Origin of the sequence: Rheinheimera lutimaris (genome assembly GCF_013283795.1) — a bacterium.
In the GTDB taxonomy this organism is placed as follows: Bacteria; Pseudomonadota; Gammaproteobacteria; order Enterobacterales; family Alteromonadaceae; genus Alishewanella; species Alishewanella lutimaris.
This window is the reverse complement of the sequence record NZ_JABSOD010000014.1, coordinates 39,099-55,482: the sequence shown is the minus strand read 5'-3', so window position 1 is coordinate 55,482 and position 16,384 is coordinate 39,099. Positions and strand designations below refer to the sequence as shown.

Here is a 16,384-nt window from a genome sequence, read left to right as displayed (position 1 = left end):
GTTTATTCCACGTTTTGGATCTGCTCGCGCATCTGCTCGATTAATACTTTAAGCTCTACCGCGGCATTAGTAATTTCAGTGCTGATGGCTTTGGACGACAGCGTGTTGGCTTCGCGGTTAAACTCCTGCATCATAAAATCGAGACGCCTTCCGCAGGCGCCGCCTTTTTTCAGCGTGTGGCGGGTTTCTTTGATGTGGGCATCAAGCCGGTCGAGCTCTTCGGCGACGTCAGATTTTGAGGCTAAAAACGCCATTTCCTGCTCCAAACGGCCTTGTTCAATATCGGCTTTAATTTCGTTTAAGCGATTTACAATGCGATCGCGCTGCCATTGCATGGCTTGCGGCAGGTGCGTGCGCACAAAGGCCACTTGCTCGCCAATGGCGGTTAAGCGCTGTTGGATCATACCTTCAATGGCGTCACCTTCGCGGCCGCGGCCGGCTAAGAAATCTTGTAGGGCAGCGTCAAAACCTGTCAATAGTTCGCCTTGCAGCGCGTCTAAGTCTTCAGTTGGTGTTTCCATTACGCCTGGCCAGCGCAGTATGTCGGCAATATTTAATTGCGCTTGCGGCGCTTTTTGCAGTAACTGTTGGGCTTTTTGCAGCAGTTGCTCGGCGAATACTTCATTTAAGGTTAGTTCGCCGGCGGCCTGGTTGGCGTGGTAGCGCAGGTTTACTTCAATTTTGCCGCGCTGCAGGGCGTTGCGCAGTTTGTCGCGCAGCAGGCTTTCTAAGCCGCGAAACTGCTCCGGCAAGCGAAAGTAGGATTCCAGGTAACGCTGGTTTACCGAGCGGATCTCCCACTGGGCGGTGCCCCAGCTGGCTTTGGTTTCGTGGCGGGCGAAGGCGGTCATGCTGTGGATCATAAAAGGCTCTCTGGCGACAAATAAAACCAGAGTATACCGCAGGGCAATCGAATTTGGCGAATTGATGGCTCTGAGTAACGTTAGCCCCTATAATAACCGCCATTGTTAATTTCAGGAGTGCAGCTATGCGTCCAAGTGGCAGAACCGCCAGTCAGATCCGTCCCCTTACTTTTACCCGTCAATTTACCGCTCATGCTGAAGGCTCAGTATTGGTTGAATTTGGTAATACCAAGGTAATTTGTACCGCCAGCGTAATTGAAGGTGTGCCGCGTTTTATGAAAGGCCAGGGCAAGGGCTGGATCACTGCCGAATACGGCATGCTGCCACGCGCTACCCATACCCGTAATGACCGCGAAGCGGCACGCGGTAAGCAAGGTGGCCGCACGATGGAAATTCAGCGCCTGATTGGCCGTGCGCTGCGCACGGCAGTAGATTTAAAACTGTTGGGCGAAAATACCATTACTATCGACTGTGATGTAATTCAGGCCGATGGCGGCACCCGCACTGCCTCTATTACCGGTGCTTGTGTGGCCTTAGTTGATGCACTTAACCATATGCGTGCTAAAGGTATTATTAAAACCAATCCGCTGAATTTTATGGTAGCCGCGGTATCGGTAGGTATTTATAAAGGTACGGCGGTGGCCGATTTAGATTATGCCGAAGATTCAAACGCTGAAACCGATATGAATATCGTCATGACCGAAACCGGCAAAGTGATTGAAATTCAGGGCACGGCCGAAGAAGCGCCGTTTAGCTTTGAAGAAATGCAGCAGATGATGGATTTAGGCAAGCATGCCATCCGTGAAATTATCGACGAGCAAAAGCGCGTGCTGGCTTAAGGCTGATTTAAGGTTCTGAGGTAATAATCTTTGAAGGTAAAGATCAGGCTATGAAACAATTTCAAATTGATTTTATTGAGTTTGCGCTGTCGCGCCAGGTACTTAAGTTTGGCAGTTTTACGCTGAAATCCGGCCGTACCAGCCCGTACTTTTTTAATGCCGGCTTGTTTAACAGCGGCGGCGATTTAGCCAAGCTGGGCCGTTTTTATGCTGCAGCGTTGCAAGACAGTGGCCTTGAATTTGATGTGCTGTTTGGCCCGGCGTATAAGGGTATTCCTATTGCTACTACTACAGCGGTAGCATTGGCGGATCATTATAACCGTGATGTGCCGTACTGCTTTAACCGCAAAGAAGCAAAAACCCATGGCGAGGGCGGCAATTTAGTTGGCTCGCCGCTAAAGGGTCGCATTATGCTGGTGGACGATGTCATTACCGCCGGCACGGCGATTCGCGAATCGATGCAGTTAATTCAGGCACAGGGCGCTGAGCTTACCGGTGTACTGATTGCACTGGACCGGCAAGAGCGCGGCCAGGGTGAGCTGTCGGCGATTCAGGAAGTGGAGCGTGATTTTAATACTAAGGTCATCTCTATTATCAGCCTGCCGGATTTAATCAGCTATTTAGCCGATAAGCCGGAAATGGCGCAGCATCTGGAAGCCGTGAAAGCGTATCGGGCGCAGTATGGGGTCAACGCGTAAGGACAACTGGGCTGCAGATTAGGGTACAGTGTCAGGAAATGCTTTCTGCACCGGCTTCAAGGATCACATCCCTGTGCCCTCTCAGCCTGCTCGGCATCCTTGCCGCTGTTCCGAAAGCACACCTGACCCTGTACCTGATGCTTCGGCCTTAGCTCGATACACAACAGCAATGAAGGACAGCAAAAATGTTAAAGCCAAACGGTGTCGGTTTAGGCCGCATTATTAAAGCCGCAAAATGCTCAATGCAGGGCTTTGCTGCCAGTTGGAAGTTTGAATCAGCCTTTCGTCAGGAAACTACCCTTGCTGTTATTTCTGTGCCGTTAGCGGCCTGGCTGGCGAATTCTGTCAGCCAGTTTGCGCTTTTGGTAAGTGTATGGTGTTTAGTGCTGGTGGTAGAGTTGCTTAACTCTGCTATTGAATCGCTTACTGACAGGGTAGGCCTGGAGCGGCATGAGCTGTCGGGCCGTGCCAAAGATATGGGTTCGGCGGCGGTGTTTGTCAGTTTAGTAATAGTGGCGCTGGTATGGGGCGCTGCACTTTATGAGCGCTTCGTTTAGCTTTTTGCTGACCGACCAATTCTTGCAATGTTAATTAAGGAAGGGATTAGGCATGCTTTCGTAGCAGCGGCATGGATGCCGCGCAGGCTGAGAGGGCACAGGGATGTGATCCTTGAAGCCGGCGAAGAAAGCATTGCCTAATCCCTGACGTTATCATCTGACCCGGCGTCGCTTAACCAAACAGTGTCTGTTGCAGTAATCCCCACTGATTAGCCCAGTGCTGGGTTGGCAAACGGGTGAAACCCGAGCGGACAAACTGACTGAGTTTACCCTCTACCGTGGCCAACAGCAGGTTAGCCAGCTCGCCTTCGTCAATATTAAAGCCTTTACCCTCACGTAGCTTACGCTCGCGCAGACATTGCTTTAACTGGGTTTCCAGCTTTTCAAACAACTGCGCTACCCGCTCTTGTAAGCGTTCCTGCTCGCCCTGCAGTGCATCACCGGTAAGTATGCGGCAAATGCCCGGGTTGCGCTCGGCAAACACCAATATCAGCTGCAGAATCAGCTCAGTGCGGCTGGCCGTGTCTTTATGCTCGTCCAGTATTACGTTAATGCGCGATAACAGCGTGTCTTCAATAAACTCGATTAAGCCTTCAAACATCCGCGCTTTGCTGGGAAAATGCCGGTACAGCGCAGCCTCAGAAACACCGACTTTTTCTGCCAGTGCGGCCGTGGTAATACGCTGGCCGTTATTGCTTTGCAGCATAGCGGCTAGGGCTTGCAGAATATCTTCTTTGCGGTTTGTACTGCGTGGTGCCGGCATTGCGTGTCCTGTAAAAAAGTAACTTAGAGTCTGGTGCAGGCGCCTGCAGCCGGAAATACTTATTTCGCCGCCTTCAAGGATCACATCCCTGTGCCCTCTCAGGCTCCGCGGCATCCATGCCGCTGCTGCATAAGTACACCGGCCTTCGGCGCCAGGTAAAACGGTGCTTTATACTAATTATGCTTTGCCGGAATGGCCGAAACCACCTTCGCCTCGCGCTGTCTGCTCAAAGCTGTCAACAATATTAAATTCGGCCTGCACTACCGGCATAAAAACCAGTTGGGCAATGCGGTCGCCCGGCTCAATGGTAAAGCTGTCACTGCCACGGTTCCACATCGATACCATTAACGGCCCCTGATAATCCGAGTCAATTAAGCCCACCAGGTTACCCAGCACTATGCCGTGCTTATGGCCCAGGCCGGAACGGGGCAGGATGGTGGCGCACAAATTAGCGTCGCCGATAAAAATCGATAAACCGGTTGGAATTAAGGTAGTTTCACCCGGCGCCAGGTTTAGCGTGCTATCTAAGCAAGCACGCAGGTCTAAGCCGGCAGAGCCCGGTGTGGCATACGCCGGTAGCGGAAACTCTGTACCAATACGCGGGTCAAGGATTTTTAAATCAATGGCTTTTTTCATTTACGGCTTAACTCTTATTTTAATGACAATTAGTATGTTGACGATAATCAGTTGGCAGAAAATTGAGCATAAATATGCTGCAATATGGCTTTGGCTAACTCAGCTTTAGGCTGCGGCGCTAATGCTTGCTCGCCATGCTGCCACACCAGGGTGACAGCATTATGATCACTGTTAAAACCCAGGGCTGTGCCGGATACGTCATTCGCACAAATTAAGTCCAGTTTTTTGCGAGCCAGCTTATCTTTGGCGTACTGCAGCAGGTTTTGCGTTTCAGCGGCAAAACCCACGGTGAATGGCCGCTTTGCAGTAAGGGCCGCTACGCTGGCGATAATATCCGGGTTTTGCACCAGCTTCAGCTCAAGAGCGCTGTCGGCTTTCTTCTTCATTTTCTCGCCGGCAACCTCTGCTACGCGATAATCGGCTACGGCCGCGCAACCAATAAAAATATCGCTCTGTGTCGCTTGTGCCAATGCAGCGTCGTGCATCTGCTGTGCTGTGGTCACATCAATACGCTTTACGCCAATGGGCGTGGCTAACTGCACCGGGCCGCTGATCAGCGTAACGTCGGCACCCATAGCTACAGCGGCAGCGGCTAAAGCAAAGCCCATTTTGCCCGAGCTGTGGTTAGAGATATAACGCACGGGGTCGATGGCTTCACGGGTGGGGCCGGCAGTGATTGTAATTTTAATGTTATTAAGTTGCTGTTCAGCTGAAAAATGTTCTTCTAGCGCGCTAACCAGCTGTAATGGCTCAAGCATGCGGCCTGCACCGGTATCACCACAGGCCTGATCACCAACTCCCGGGCCGTAAATGTAAAAATTATGTGCTGTAAGTGTGGCTAAATTCTGCGAAGTGGCTATGTTTTTATACATCTGTTGGTTCATTGCCGGCGCCACCGCAACCGGGGCAGCCGTGGCTAACACACAAGTAGTGAGTAAGTCGTTGGCTAAACCATGCGCCATGCGGGCGATAACGTCGGCACTGGCCGGGGCAATTAAGATGATGTCGGCCCATTTGGCCAGTTCGATATGGCCCATGGCAGCTTCGGCGGCCGGGTCGAGCAAACTGGTACTTACCGGGTTGCCGGATAGGGCCTGTAACGTTAGTGGCGTAATAAAGTGCTGGGCGGCGTCGGTTAAAATAACCCGCACATCGGCGCCACGCTCTTTTAAGCGGCGCACTAAGTCTGCACTTTTATAGGCGGCAATACCGCCGCTGATACCCAGTAAAATACGTTTATTGGCAAGCGTTTGCTGCATAACAGAGCCACCGGAAGTGGAAAAAACTGGCGCTAAGATAGCATGGAAACACAAATTCAGCATCAATTCAGGGAGTGATTGCATGAGTATTCGTCACTGGCCCGCCACGGAGCGGCCACGGGAAAAACTGCTCGACAGAGGCGCGATGGCGCTGTCAGACGCCGAGCTGCTGGCGATTTTTCTGCGCACCGGTATTGCCGGCACAGATGCAGTAACACTGGCAAGGCAATTATTAAATCAGTTTGGTTCGTTACGGCGTCTGCTTGGTGCCAGCCAGGCTGATTTTTGTTCGGCCAAAGGCTTGGGCGAGGCTAAGTTTGTGCAGTTACAGGCGGTGCTGGAGCTGAGTAAACGCTATTTACAGCAGCAGATACAACGCGATACTGTTTTTAACGATCCCGGTACCGTAAAGCGTTATTTGCAACATGCTATCAGTGGTGAACAGCGCGAGGTATTTTTACTGCTGTATTTAGACAGCCAGCACCGGCTGATTAAAGCCGAACCGCTGTTTTCCGGCACGATAGATGCGTCGCCGGTGTATCCGCGTATTGTAGTTCAGCAGGCTTTAGCGCATAATGCCGCCGCTGTTATTCTGGCGCACAATCATCCATCCGGCGTGGCCGAGCCCAGCCGGGCGGACAAAGCGATTACTGAACGCTTAGTTCAGGCGCTAATGTTGGTAGATATCAAGGTATTGGATCACTTTATAGTGGGCGATGCTGATGTGATCTCCTTTGCTGAGCGTGGCTGGCTGTGAAGATCTGCAGGGATCCTTGCCGGATCTCTGCGCGCGGGCGAAAGATTTCGCTTGAATAAGGCGGCTTATTCGTGTATAAATTGCGCCCTCTTGTTTTGGGGCAACCTTCTTGGCCGGAAGGGTGATGACAGCTCGAGCTGATGTAATTTTGGAGAACTATTGACATGTCTAGAGTGTGCCAAGTAACTGGTAAAGGTCCGATGGTGGGTAACCGTCGTTCACACGCCAACAATGCTACTAAGCGCCGTTTCCTGCCTAACCTGCAAACTCACCGTTTCTGGGTTGAAAGTGAAAACCGTTTTGTTACATTACGTACTTCTACCCGTGGTATGCGCATCATCGATAAGAAAGGTATCGATGCGGTATTAGCCGAAGTGCGTGCTAACGGTCACAAGGTGTAAGGAAATAAAAAATGCGCGATAAAATCCGTTTAGTCTCTTCTGCAGGCACTGGTTTCTTCTATACAACTACGAAGAACAAGCGCACCATGCCAGAAAAGATGGAAATCAAAAAGTTCGATCCTAAAGTGCGCAAGCATGTGATTTTCAAAGAAGCGAAAATCAAGTAATCGAACACAGAAACCCGGCCAACGCCGGGTTTTTGCTTTTTAAAGCCTGCCTGAGTTACTATGCCGCGTCATCTTACTGACAGGTATTATCATGATAAAACTGTCCCGTCGTAACTGGAATAACGTGCTTATTTTCGCGGTGTTGATCCTGATGTTTGCTCTGTACGGCATACCGCAGCGATTGCAGCAATTAAATACGCCGGAGCATCGGCTGATCCCGCTTGATACTGAGCTGCTGATGGTCGCCTTTGCTAACCAACGCTTAATTAAAGCAGGGCCACAATGGCAGTTGCAGCCAGCGCTGCAAAAACCGGTAGACGCAGCACAGCTGGCACTTGCCTGGCAACACAGCTTACTGACACCGGTTACAGTAGCAGCGGATAAAAGCCGTGTGCCGGTAGCCCAGGCCAGTGTGCAGTTGGTGGGGCAAAATGCGCCGCTGATTTGGTTATTGTATCCGGCCTCTGGCAGCCATGATGGCCGGTTTTTATTACAGCAGGCCGGGCAAAGCCAGTTTTATCAGTTAACGGCATCGCAGGCCGCACAATTGTTTTTAATTGATACGGCGGAGTAACCGTGCCTGAATTACCTGAAGTTGAAGTGTCGCGCCAGGGCATTAGCCCATACCTGGAAAATCAGCAGTTAGTTAAGGTGATTGCACGCCAGCGTCAGTTACGTTGGTGGGTACCGGATGAGGTATTAGCGCAAACCAACCAGCCGGTATTATCCGTTACCCGCCGCGCTAAGTATTTGCTTATTCAGCTGCCACGGGGCGATATTATTCTGCACCTGGGGATGTCCGGCCATTTAAAGGTTATCCCTTCTGGTACGCCGGCAACCAAACATGACCATATTGATTTAGTGTTAGCCAGTGGTATGGCACTTAGATTAAACGATACCCGCCGTTTTGGTGCGGTGTTGTGGCAGCAAAAAGGTGAAGTGCACCCGTTACTGGCCAGTTTAGGCCCGGAGCCACTGAGTGATAATTTTAACCTTGCGCATTTAACAGCCGCTTTTGCCAAACGCGGTAGCGCGGTAAAACTGGTGCTGATGGATAACCACGTCGTGGTGGGGGTGGGGAATATCTATGCCAACGAAGCGCTGTTTAAAGCCGGTATTTTGCCGTCTAAACCCGCCAAAGCAGTAACCCCGCAGCAGTTAGCAAAACTGCTGCCGGTGATTAAAGACACCTTGGCTGCAGCCATTAAACAAGGTGGTACCACGTTAAAAGATTTCAGCCAGGCCGATGGTAAGCCCGGCTATTTTGCCCAGCAGTTACTGGTGTATGGTCGTGGTGGCCAGCCTTGTGTCAGTTGTAGTAAAAACCTGACGGAAATCCGTCTGGGGCAGCGCAGCACCGTATTCTGTGCCAGTTGTCAGCAGTAACTCAGAAGGTCTTAGTGGCAGTAACCCGGAATTCAACAGAGTTCAGATTGTCGTTGTCAGTGAGTGCTTTAGTGATGTCCATATGGAGCATCGTACCGCGGCTGGAGTGATTTGACAGCAAGCGTACACCGGCCCCTAAGCCAACCAGGGTTCCCCCGGAGGACGTATTGGCGTCCTGCTCATCGGTTTGCCAGATTTTGCCGGCATCCAGATAACCGGCAAAAGCGACATCCAGCAGCTGCCACAGTGACCAGTCGGTAAAATGGCGATATTCCGCCGTGACAACTGTGCGGGCTTCGCCACCGCGAAAATACTCCGGATAAGCGCGAAGCTGATCATCGCCGCCGATATACAGCGGCTCATCACGAAACAGGTTTTCGCCTTTATCCAGCGCCAGCTTACCGACCAGGCTGCTGTAATCACCGAGCTGCTTCACCAATTGCCAATGCGTGCTGAATAAATACTGGGTTTGTTCAAACTCGCGTTGTGTCCAGCTGACGTCAGAGAGCAACCAAAGATCATTTGCCAGTTGCCAGTTTTTTGCTGCACTAAGCTGCCAGAATATCGCATTGACATCCGCACCAAGTGCTTTGCTGTGCTGTCCCAGCCGGGCATTGAGCTGCCAACCAAAGTTAAAATCTTCTGTGCGGTTAAATGATTGGATATTAAATAGTTTTTTGTAATCTGCCTGAACAAACTCATACTCCAGCCAGTAGCCGGTTAAATTGCGGTTCTCCGGTGCGCCGAATAAAGTGTCGCTGATTTCATAGAACTTGAAGTTATCCAGTTCGAATGCAGCTTTTAAACGGTGGATATTATTACTGCTGAAATTCAGCTTATAACCAAATTCGGCTTTGGCATGATTATGCTGGCGCTGGTACCGGTTATATTCGTCGCCGGCATCATATTCAATAATATCTTCTGACACGCGGTTAATTTCAAAGCCTAATGCCCACGGAGACGCTAAGCGGTAAAATGGCCGGTTTATACTGAGCTGATAGTTGTTGCCGTCACTGTTTTTGCTGTAGCCCAGTGCACTGTTCCAGAAGCTGCCAAACATATTTGGCGAGAAGAACATAAAACCTAACCCGGTGCGCTCACTTTCATGTTTATATTCCAGATTCAGGCGGTTACCGGTGCCAAGCAGGTTATCTTCTTCAAAGCCGATAGCACTTTTGCTGCGTCCGCCTTCACTGGAAAAGTCCAGTGTGGGCAGCAACGACCAGTTATCCCAGGTGGCAACATTAACAATAACGCTGTTGCTGTCAGCGCAATAATGGCTGATGCGTACCTCAGCTTCGCGCAGGTAGCGCCGGCTGCGAAGTAAACGTTCTGTTTCAGCTAAATCGTCCAGATGCAGTTTATCGCCCGCCTGAAACAGTAAATCATCTGCCAGCACAGACTCGCGGGTAACGGTATGGGTATAGTTAGCGAACTCATGCAACCAGAAAGAATCTTTGTCGGTCACGTCAAATACATTATTGGGGCTGTAAGTGACGCTATGTATGGTGACGTCAGACTCGTTGACCAGAAACTGATTATCAGCCACGGCCTGACACTCTGCCCGGACATATCCGGCAGAGAGCAGCAGCAGGGCGGAGCTGACGGTTAGTTTCATGATTCACTCCATTGAAGGTATCAGTCGAGAGTAGTGTACTTACCTTAAGGTAACATTAACCTTGTTAGGTGTCAGATATTTAGCTTAAGTTTTGTCGGCTGCGCCCTCGTTAACCTGAGTCTGCAGCAGTGAATTATTTATCTGGTTAAAGTGTACCGTGCGCTGCGGAAAGGGTATTTCTACGTCGGCTTTATCGAACGCCAGTTTGACCTCTTCCTGCAGGCTGTTGCGCAAATCGCGAAAATTCTCCCGTTTGCTCCAGACAGAAAACTGGATGTTCAGCGCTGAATCACCAAAACCCAGAAATAAAAACATCGGGTTGGGCTCGTCCAGACAAAGTGGGTTTTTATCAGCAACATCCAGTAATATTTTACGCACTGTGGCGATCTGCTCTTTGTATGCGACGCCCAGTAACAGATCAAAACGGCGGATCGGAAAGCGGGTCAGGTTTGTTACTTCGCTTTTAATCAGGGTTTCGTTTGGAATGCGGACAAACAGGTTGTCAAAAGTACGTAGCTTCACCGACAGCAAATCAATCGACAGCACCTCCCCCGTGGTATTGCCCACCTTTATCGTATCGCCCAGTTTAAACGGCTGCTCGCCAATCAAAAATAAACCGCTTATAAGGTTTGATGCTGAGGTTTGTGATGCAAAACCCAGCGCTACCGACAACACACCGGCCGCACCCAATAGTACACTTAGAGAAAAGCCAAGCTGTTTCAGGGCCGACGCGACAAACAACGCAACAATCAGCCAATACAGCAGCCGTTTAAACAATACAATATGATGCTGGGAGAAGTTTTTACTGAAAAACCGGGTGACGGCGCGTGATGCCATACTGGCACAGATAAAACCTGCCAGCAGCAGGATAGAGGCCTTAATGATATGGCCGATATGTTCGCTTTGCAGCCACTGTAGTAATGACTCTGTCATAGATCCTCCGGGTTAATCACTGAAGATATCGGTAAAAGCGCGCACCAGGCTGTGCTTCTCTGGTTTTTGTACAGGCTCTGACAGCAGGGTTGCGCCCTGAGCCTCAGCTGCTGATAGTTTGCCGGTGCGGAAGTGCGCTAATGCCTGCAAGCCTTCATGGCTGAGCGTCACCGGATCTGTCCAAAGGCTACCGTCAGGTAAAGCGTATAATGCGAGAAAAGGTACAGGGATACTGAGTTTGTCTATCGACAACATCTGAGTTGAGCGGTTATGCACCGTTACCGGTGTCACAGCCCGGTGCGGTCGCAGTGATAACTCTGCTTTAGCATGACGGGCATGGGTTTTATCGGCATAGCACAGCTCACCTATCTGGGTAGACGGGCCAAACCAGGTGTCAGATAAACGCTGAACCGCTATGTTTTGTAGTAACATGTCAGGCTGAGTAAGCATCACACTTAATGATACCGGCGAGCTGATATACAGCGTAGTCTGCTCGTTCGGTGGCAGATTAACCGGTTGTATGGTTTTGACCACGACCGGTCTGTCCATCAGGCGGGGCAACAGCTGATAGTTGGCGGGACTTAGGCTGATTAAATAGCGCTGGCTGGTCAGGTGCAGCGGGATCACGCTGATGTCGGTATGGCACGGCGCCTGTTGCATGTCTTCTGTACTGTATTCGTGAGCCAGCAACCATTGCTGGCGTTGGCGCTGTAAATAGATATTCAGCGGGCCCAGCCGGTAGTGCCTGCAGGCATCGATGGCAAGTTCTTGTGGCTGCCACCAGGAGCAAGGATTGTTGTGCGTGTTTGGCATCTGATCACACCTATTATGCTTGATGCCGCTATCTTAACAAGAAGCACGGTCTGCGCCCAAGGTGATATTCAGTTGAGATTCACAGCAAGGCTTTATAAAATAGCGCCAATTTTTGCTTATTCAGCAATATGTTAATTCACAACTGCGGAGGGTGACACTGCTATGGAATTGCCAGCGCTAATCGCCACGCTTCGCAGTGCGCTCGAATCCGGTACTGTGCCGCAGCTGCGTGAACAACTGGATGATGTGCACCCGGCTGACTTGGCCAGTGCGCTGGTGGAGTTTGCACCGAACGATTTATGGACCTTGCTGACGGTATTTCCGCGTGCTGAACAAGCCGAAGTATTCGGCTATTTACCGGCAGAAGATCAGGTTAACTTATCTATCAGTATCAGCCGGCGCAAGCTGGCGCCTATTATCCGCCAGATGTCATCTGATGAACGGGCTGATTTATTTAACCGGCTGGATGATGAGCAGCGCGAAACCCTGCTGCCGGCGCTGGCCCAGGCCGAGCGCGAAGATTTATTACGGCTGACGTCGTACAAAGAAGGTACCGCCGGTGCCATTATGACCTCAGACTATGCCATCCTTGCGGCCGAGCTGACAGTGACCCAGGCGCTGGATTCTTTGCGCCGTGAAGCGCCGGATAAGGAAACCATTTATTCTGCTTATGTGGTAGATGCTGCGCGCAAGCTTATCGGTGTGGTGTCGTTGCGTGATCTTATTCTGGCACCGCTGCAGATGGCGCTGGAAGAGTTGATTAACCACGACCCTATCTATGCTGTTGTCGATATGCCACAGGAAGAAGTGGCAGCACTGATTGCCAAGTACGACTTACTCGCGCTGCCAATTGTAAACAGTGAACATCAGATGGTCGGCATTGTTACCTACGACGATGCGATGGACGTCGCTGCGGCAGAAGCCACAGAGGATTTTCACAAAACCGCTACCATCGGTAAGCTGGAAACCAGTGTTAAAGACGCCGGCATCGCCTTGTTGTATCGCAAACGGGTGTTTTGGCTGGTTATTTTGGTGTTCGGTAATATTTTCTCCGGCGCCGGTATCGCCTATTTTGAAGGCATTATTTCTAACCATATCGCATTGTTATTCTTTTTGCCGCTGTTAATCGGCAGCAGCGGCAATGCCGGTGCTCAATCGGGCACGCTTATGGTGCGGGCACTGGCTACCGGCGACATTAAACTGCGTGATTGGGGCTATTTGCTCGGTAAAGAATGTCTGGTCGCCGGCTTACTGGGTCTAACCATGGCTGCTGCCGTAGTGGGCTTAGGCTGGTGGCGCGGTGGCTATGATATTGCCGTAGTCGTGGCCCTTACCATGATGCTGGTGGTATTAGCCGGCAGCTTAATTGGTTTATCACTGCCGTTTTTGCTCAGCCGCTTTAAACTCGACCCCGCCACCGCTAGCGGCCCATTGATTACTTCAATAGCCGACGTGGCCGGGGTGGTATTGTATTTCTCTATCGCCAGCTGGTATTTGGCGTTGTAGCACCGGGTGTTAAGCCTTTTAATTGCGCCGGCGCGTCAGTCTTAGGTATTATCCGCCGCTTTGTGTTTACTATGTAAACAAAGGAGACTTAAAGTAAATTAACAATATAGTGGTACGGGTGGCAATCGGACTGAGATAGGCAGGAAAAATGCTGTTTCTGGTTGTTGCCAAAGTTACAACATAAAATCGTTTGTCATTGTTACCAGATTATGCACGGTTCAAGCAGAGGCAAACAAAGCTGCTTCTACGTACTCATGAGCAGCAAGGATATCATTAGCAACAAAGCAGAGTTCATTCTGGAAGGTGTTAATGGAGATGACTTGGCGGTTTAGTAGGATATCCAGTCCGTGTTTGGTTACGGAATAATCGGAGACTTTTGCGGGTATTGTTTTGACACTGATAATAGGATTTTGCCAGAAAAGATGCATTAAGGGGTGATACCAATTACCGGTTTGCATAAATAGCATTTTGTTACTCACTTTCTCACATGCTGTGTGCTCGATAGCCGTTATTTGCTTCAGAAAGTGTTCTTTCCATGTCGAATAATCATTAATAAATCTCCGGCCAATATTGTTAAAGGTATCATCTTGATGCGAATGGAGGAAACCAATAAAGTCATCCATACGGTTGCTGGCTAGTACAAACAGATAAGGCGATAACATAGTGTGGTGGCAACAGCTCTGGTTTAAGGCTTCAAACAAAGCGCGAGTTGTCCGGCCATTACCTTCGGTAAATGGGTGGTTAAGAGTAATGTGTGCCATCAGCGCCAATATCTGTTCGGTTGTACTGTGATTTGGCTGTACTTTGCTTAATTGTTTAATGGTTTGCTCAATTGCTTGCTCCGGGACTGGACAGTGATAATGGTTCATTGCCCGCAGGGCATGAAATATCAAAGGTTTATTGCGAAGTATTGGGCTATCCAGTTTCCCTCTTAAAGTATTATTGATGGTGCTCAATAGCCCCAAATTAAGTTGAGTGATTTGGGTCAGCAAAGTAACTGCAGAGCTAAAGCGGTGTGTTGCAGCAGCAACTTCCAAAGCCTGAGGTGTGGCATTTTGAATGCCGGACCGGGCAATGATGAACTCGCGACGATTGATTTTCCGCCCTTGACGGAGCGCAGGGCCACCGGCCAGGTAGCGGTGGAAGTATTCCATTTTTAGATAGCTGTTCAACTCATCTATTCCATTGCTTTCGTAGTCATCTTGGCATCTGCTACTTGATGGTTGCCAAATTAAGAGTTTCGGAAAGCTGCATCATTTTGCCAAAATCAAGACCAATTTCACTGGCAAACTGTAGCGGAGTCTGGCCCACATTATTCGTGATTTCCACATTTAAACCATAGGGGATCAGTTTGACAATTTCATCTATTCGTTGTTGAGCAATTAGCATGAAAACAGCATTGTCCGGAATTTGAGCGAGCTGAGACATTTGAACTAGTTGATCGACATCGGCATGGTGACTAAGCATGCTGATAAACAGTAGCTGATCAAACTCTGGGTGGGCACCACCCAAGCTGCCGTATTTCTCCAGCAAAGCGACAACGCTATCATAATCACCGGCATCGACAGTTTTTTGTGTATCAAGAGCCAAGGTTAATGCAAAAATCTCTTCTTCGCTCATTTTATTCATTCTAGGGAGTGATGACAGCCAATCTTGCATGTTTTTATGTCCTTCTTCGTCGAACAAAGCATACAGACTTATGTCGAACTCGCCACAGTTATGTTGCTGGACGCTTAACCTGTCTAGCAGTGCATAGTAGACAGACTGAGTCTGTCGCACTTGTTCCAGGAATTGAACTTGCTCTTTTGGAATACGGCTATCGCCGGTTAATTGTTCAAAGCTATCTGACAGTTGCAGCAAGTCTTGGTATTGTCGATTGGTCCATTGATGAATCCGGCTAAGGGTGTGAGGATAATTAGCTTGTACCCCGTATTTAACAAGGAAATCTAGGATGGCTAATGCTTGCGCCTGCTCATGTTCGTTGACAGGAACGGGTAGAATGTCGAGAGAGCTGTAAAAATCAGGCACGATATTGTGTCTTACGCCATGGCTGCTCCACAGTTTAAGCGCAGGGTAGTGCAACATTTCTGTACTCAAGGTAACCAAGTTATAGAACTTACCGTTAGCTTGAAAAAGGGTGTTTAGATCGCCTTGATATGACTGCGCAAGCGCGTCAAGCACTAACTCGTTTTGTTTTGTGAGAGTGGCAAAAACCAAATCGGTTAGTGTGACTTTGATTCCGGCGCTACCTATTTGTTGCAAGGTAGATGGATCCAACTGGGAATGTAGCATTATGGTGGATAAGATATTCCAGCCATCAAAGGTAGAGTTTTGTGTTAGCTTACCATTTTTCAGCATCTGAATGATGTCGAGGTTGCTCGACTTAGCGAGCGCCAACGTCAGTTGGTAGCTGGCTGGAGGCATTACAGGCTGTGGCTGGGAGTTAAAAGCAAAATTGACAAGGTTATTCGGAGCAAAACCAACTCGTTTGGTACGAAAGTTACTCACCGGAAAGCCTGCAGCACTATAAAGCGCATTTTTGCCTTTAATACTTATGTCTGCCTGTGCAAGTGAGTCATACAATAGAGTTTCGGCTTCCAGCATACGAGCGCGAGTTGTTGCTAGCTCATTTCTTAATTGCTCGAGACTCTCACAGATGGGAGCGTTAGTCCTGTTAACCTGCGATGGTAAAGTAGCAAGTGTTGTAGCACTATACTCGGTATACTGAGGTTTACTATATGTTAGTGTTGTATCATCATTGTTGTGAGCGGTATTGCCATCCGAGTTTTGCAGTACGGCTATAACAATAAAAAATAAAGAAAAAAAAGTGCCAATTACAAATTTTTTTTTCATTATGTGTGCCTTTTAGTAGGGGCTTTGTTTGTATCTCTGAATATTATTTTTTATTGTTATTCTCGAGTGAGTCAATTGTTTTTTCTAAGTAGTAAAAGATGCTGCTTACTGAAACTACGATAATAGAAAATGAACCTATAGATAGTGATAAGGGGCTCTTTCCGAATGTTCCTAGTATGTAATATTCTGACAGGTTAATTAAGAAAGTTATCGCTGTAATTAATGAAATGGTAATATATTTACCTTTCTTGATGATTGTTTTGGCTGATTTTTCCATAACTAGTTCCGGTAATATGTATCGTCTCTAAGTTGCCAAGAGAAGATTCAGGGTTATT

18 protein-coding genes are annotated in these 16,384 nt (G+C 49.2%); 9 read left to right on the top strand and 9 right to left on the bottom strand.

What is annotated here, in order from left to right; all coding sequences use genetic code 11:
• Positions 1–2 precede the first annotated feature (2 nt).
• Complete coding sequence (locus HRH59_RS13670) at positions 3–863, bottom strand: YicC/YloC family endoribonuclease (protein ID WP_173501834.1); 861 nt, start codon at positions 861–863, stop codon at positions 3–5.
• 125 nt (positions 864–988) lie between these two features.
• On the opposite strand from HRH59_RS13670, the gene rph reads away from it, so the two are divergent.
• The 3 genes from rph to HRH59_RS13655 all read left to right on the top strand — a co-directional run bounded on the left by rph (position 989) and on the right by HRH59_RS13655 (position 2,957).
• A complete protein-coding gene (rph, locus tag HRH59_RS13665; RefSeq protein WP_092789284.1) occupies positions 989–1,702 on the top strand; it encodes a ribonuclease PH in 714 nt (237 codons plus the stop codon).
• Between the two features lie 50 nt (positions 1,703–1,752).
• On the top strand, positions 1,753–2,400 hold the full coding sequence (gene pyrE / locus HRH59_RS13660; protein ID WP_173501833.1) for an orotate phosphoribosyltransferase: 648 nt from the start codon (positions 1,753–1,755) through the stop codon (positions 2,398–2,400).
• Positions 2,401–2,585: 185 nt separating this feature from the next.
• Entirely contained in the window at positions 2,586–2,957 is a 372-nt protein-coding gene (locus HRH59_RS13655) for a diacylglycerol kinase (RefSeq protein ID WP_173501832.1), read from the top strand.
• 172 nt (positions 2,958–3,129) lie between these two features.
• Here the strand turns inward: HRH59_RS13655 and slmA are convergent, their stop codons facing one another.
• The 3 genes from slmA to coaBC all read right to left on the bottom strand — a co-directional run bounded on the left by slmA (position 3,130) and on the right by coaBC (position 5,615).
• Positions 3,130–3,720, bottom strand: coding sequence for a nucleoid occlusion factor SlmA (gene slmA / locus HRH59_RS13650; protein WP_173501831.1), 591 nt, complete (start codon positions 3,718–3,720; stop codon positions 3,130–3,132).
• Positions 3,721–3,897: 177 nt separating this feature from the next.
• Positions 3,898–4,356 (bottom strand): dUTP diphosphatase, encoded by a 459-nt coding sequence (gene dut, locus HRH59_RS13645; protein ID WP_173501830.1) that lies wholly within the window; start codon positions 4,354–4,356, stop codon positions 3,898–3,900.
• Between the two features lie 47 nt (positions 4,357–4,403).
• Positions 4,404–5,615: a bifunctional phosphopantothenoylcysteine decarboxylase/phosphopantothenate--cysteine ligase CoaBC gene (gene coaBC / locus HRH59_RS13640; RefSeq protein WP_173501829.1), complete on the bottom strand. Its 1,212-nt coding sequence runs from the start codon at positions 5,613–5,615 to the stop codon at positions 4,404–4,406.
• A gap of 82 nt (positions 5,616–5,697) precedes the next feature.
• Here coaBC and radC point away from each other — a divergent pair, with 82 nt between their 5' ends.
• The 5 genes from radC to mutM all read left to right on the top strand — a co-directional run bounded on the left by radC (position 5,698) and on the right by mutM (position 8,326).
• Positions 5,698–6,372, top strand: a complete 675-nt coding sequence (gene radC / locus HRH59_RS13635; RefSeq protein WP_173501828.1) for a RadC family protein — start codon at positions 5,698–5,700, stop codon at positions 6,370–6,372.
• A 164-nt stretch (positions 6,373–6,536) separates the two neighbouring features.
• Entirely contained in the window at positions 6,537–6,773 is a 237-nt protein-coding gene (gene rpmB, locus HRH59_RS13630; protein WP_040551802.1) for a 50S ribosomal protein L28, read from the top strand.
• Positions 6,774–6,784: 11 nt separating this feature from the next.
• Positions 6,785–6,940, top strand: a complete 156-nt coding sequence (rpmG, locus tag HRH59_RS13625) for a 50S ribosomal protein L33 (protein ID WP_008219722.1) — start codon at positions 6,785–6,787, stop codon at positions 6,938–6,940.
• A 91-nt stretch (positions 6,941–7,031) separates the two neighbouring features.
• Complete coding sequence (locus HRH59_RS13620) at positions 7,032–7,514, top strand: hypothetical protein (protein ID WP_173501827.1); 483 nt, start codon at positions 7,032–7,034, stop codon at positions 7,512–7,514.
• 2 nt (positions 7,515–7,516) lie between these two features.
• Positions 7,517–8,326, top strand: a complete 810-nt coding sequence (mutM, locus tag HRH59_RS13615; RefSeq protein WP_173501826.1) for a bifunctional DNA-formamidopyrimidine glycosylase/DNA-(apurinic or apyrimidinic site) lyase — start codon at positions 7,517–7,519, stop codon at positions 8,324–8,326.
• 1 nt (position 8,327) lies between these two features.
• Here the strand turns inward: mutM and HRH59_RS13610 are convergent, their stop codons facing one another.
• The 3 genes from HRH59_RS13610 to HRH59_RS13600 form a co-directional block, all read right to left on the bottom strand.
• Positions 8,328–9,944: a BamA/TamA family outer membrane protein gene (locus HRH59_RS13610; RefSeq protein WP_173501825.1), complete on the bottom strand. Its 1,617-nt coding sequence runs from the start codon at positions 9,942–9,944 to the stop codon at positions 8,328–8,330.
• 84 nt (positions 9,945–10,028) lie between these two features.
• Complete coding sequence (locus tag HRH59_RS13605) at positions 10,029–10,877, bottom strand: mechanosensitive ion channel family protein (protein ID WP_173501824.1); 849 nt, start codon at positions 10,875–10,877, stop codon at positions 10,029–10,031.
• Positions 10,878–10,889: 12 nt separating this feature from the next.
• A complete protein-coding gene (locus HRH59_RS13600; RefSeq protein WP_173501823.1) occupies positions 10,890–11,690 on the bottom strand; it encodes a DUF432 domain-containing protein in 801 nt (266 codons plus the stop codon).
• A 162-nt stretch (positions 11,691–11,852) separates the two neighbouring features.
• Between HRH59_RS13600 and mgtE the strand changes: the two genes are divergently transcribed.
• Positions 11,853–13,196: a magnesium transporter gene (mgtE, locus tag HRH59_RS13595; RefSeq protein ID WP_173501822.1), complete on the top strand. Its 1,344-nt coding sequence runs from the start codon at positions 11,853–11,855 to the stop codon at positions 13,194–13,196.
• 218 nt (positions 13,197–13,414) lie between these two features.
• On the opposite strand, the gene HRH59_RS13590 is transcribed toward mgtE, so the two are convergent.
• Both HRH59_RS13590 and HRH59_RS13585 read right to left on the bottom strand, forming a co-directional pair.
• On the bottom strand, positions 13,415–14,368 hold the full coding sequence (locus HRH59_RS13590) for a Fic family protein (protein WP_173501821.1): 954 nt from the start codon (positions 14,366–14,368) through the stop codon (positions 13,415–13,417).
• A 40-nt stretch (positions 14,369–14,408) separates the two neighbouring features.
• Positions 14,409–16,049 carry a hypothetical protein gene (locus tag HRH59_RS13585; RefSeq protein WP_173501820.1) on the bottom strand — a complete coding sequence of 547 codons (1,641 nt, stop codon included), beginning with the start codon at positions 16,047–16,049 and terminating at the stop codon, positions 14,409–14,411.
• Between the last annotated feature and the right edge of the window lie 335 nt (positions 16,050–16,384).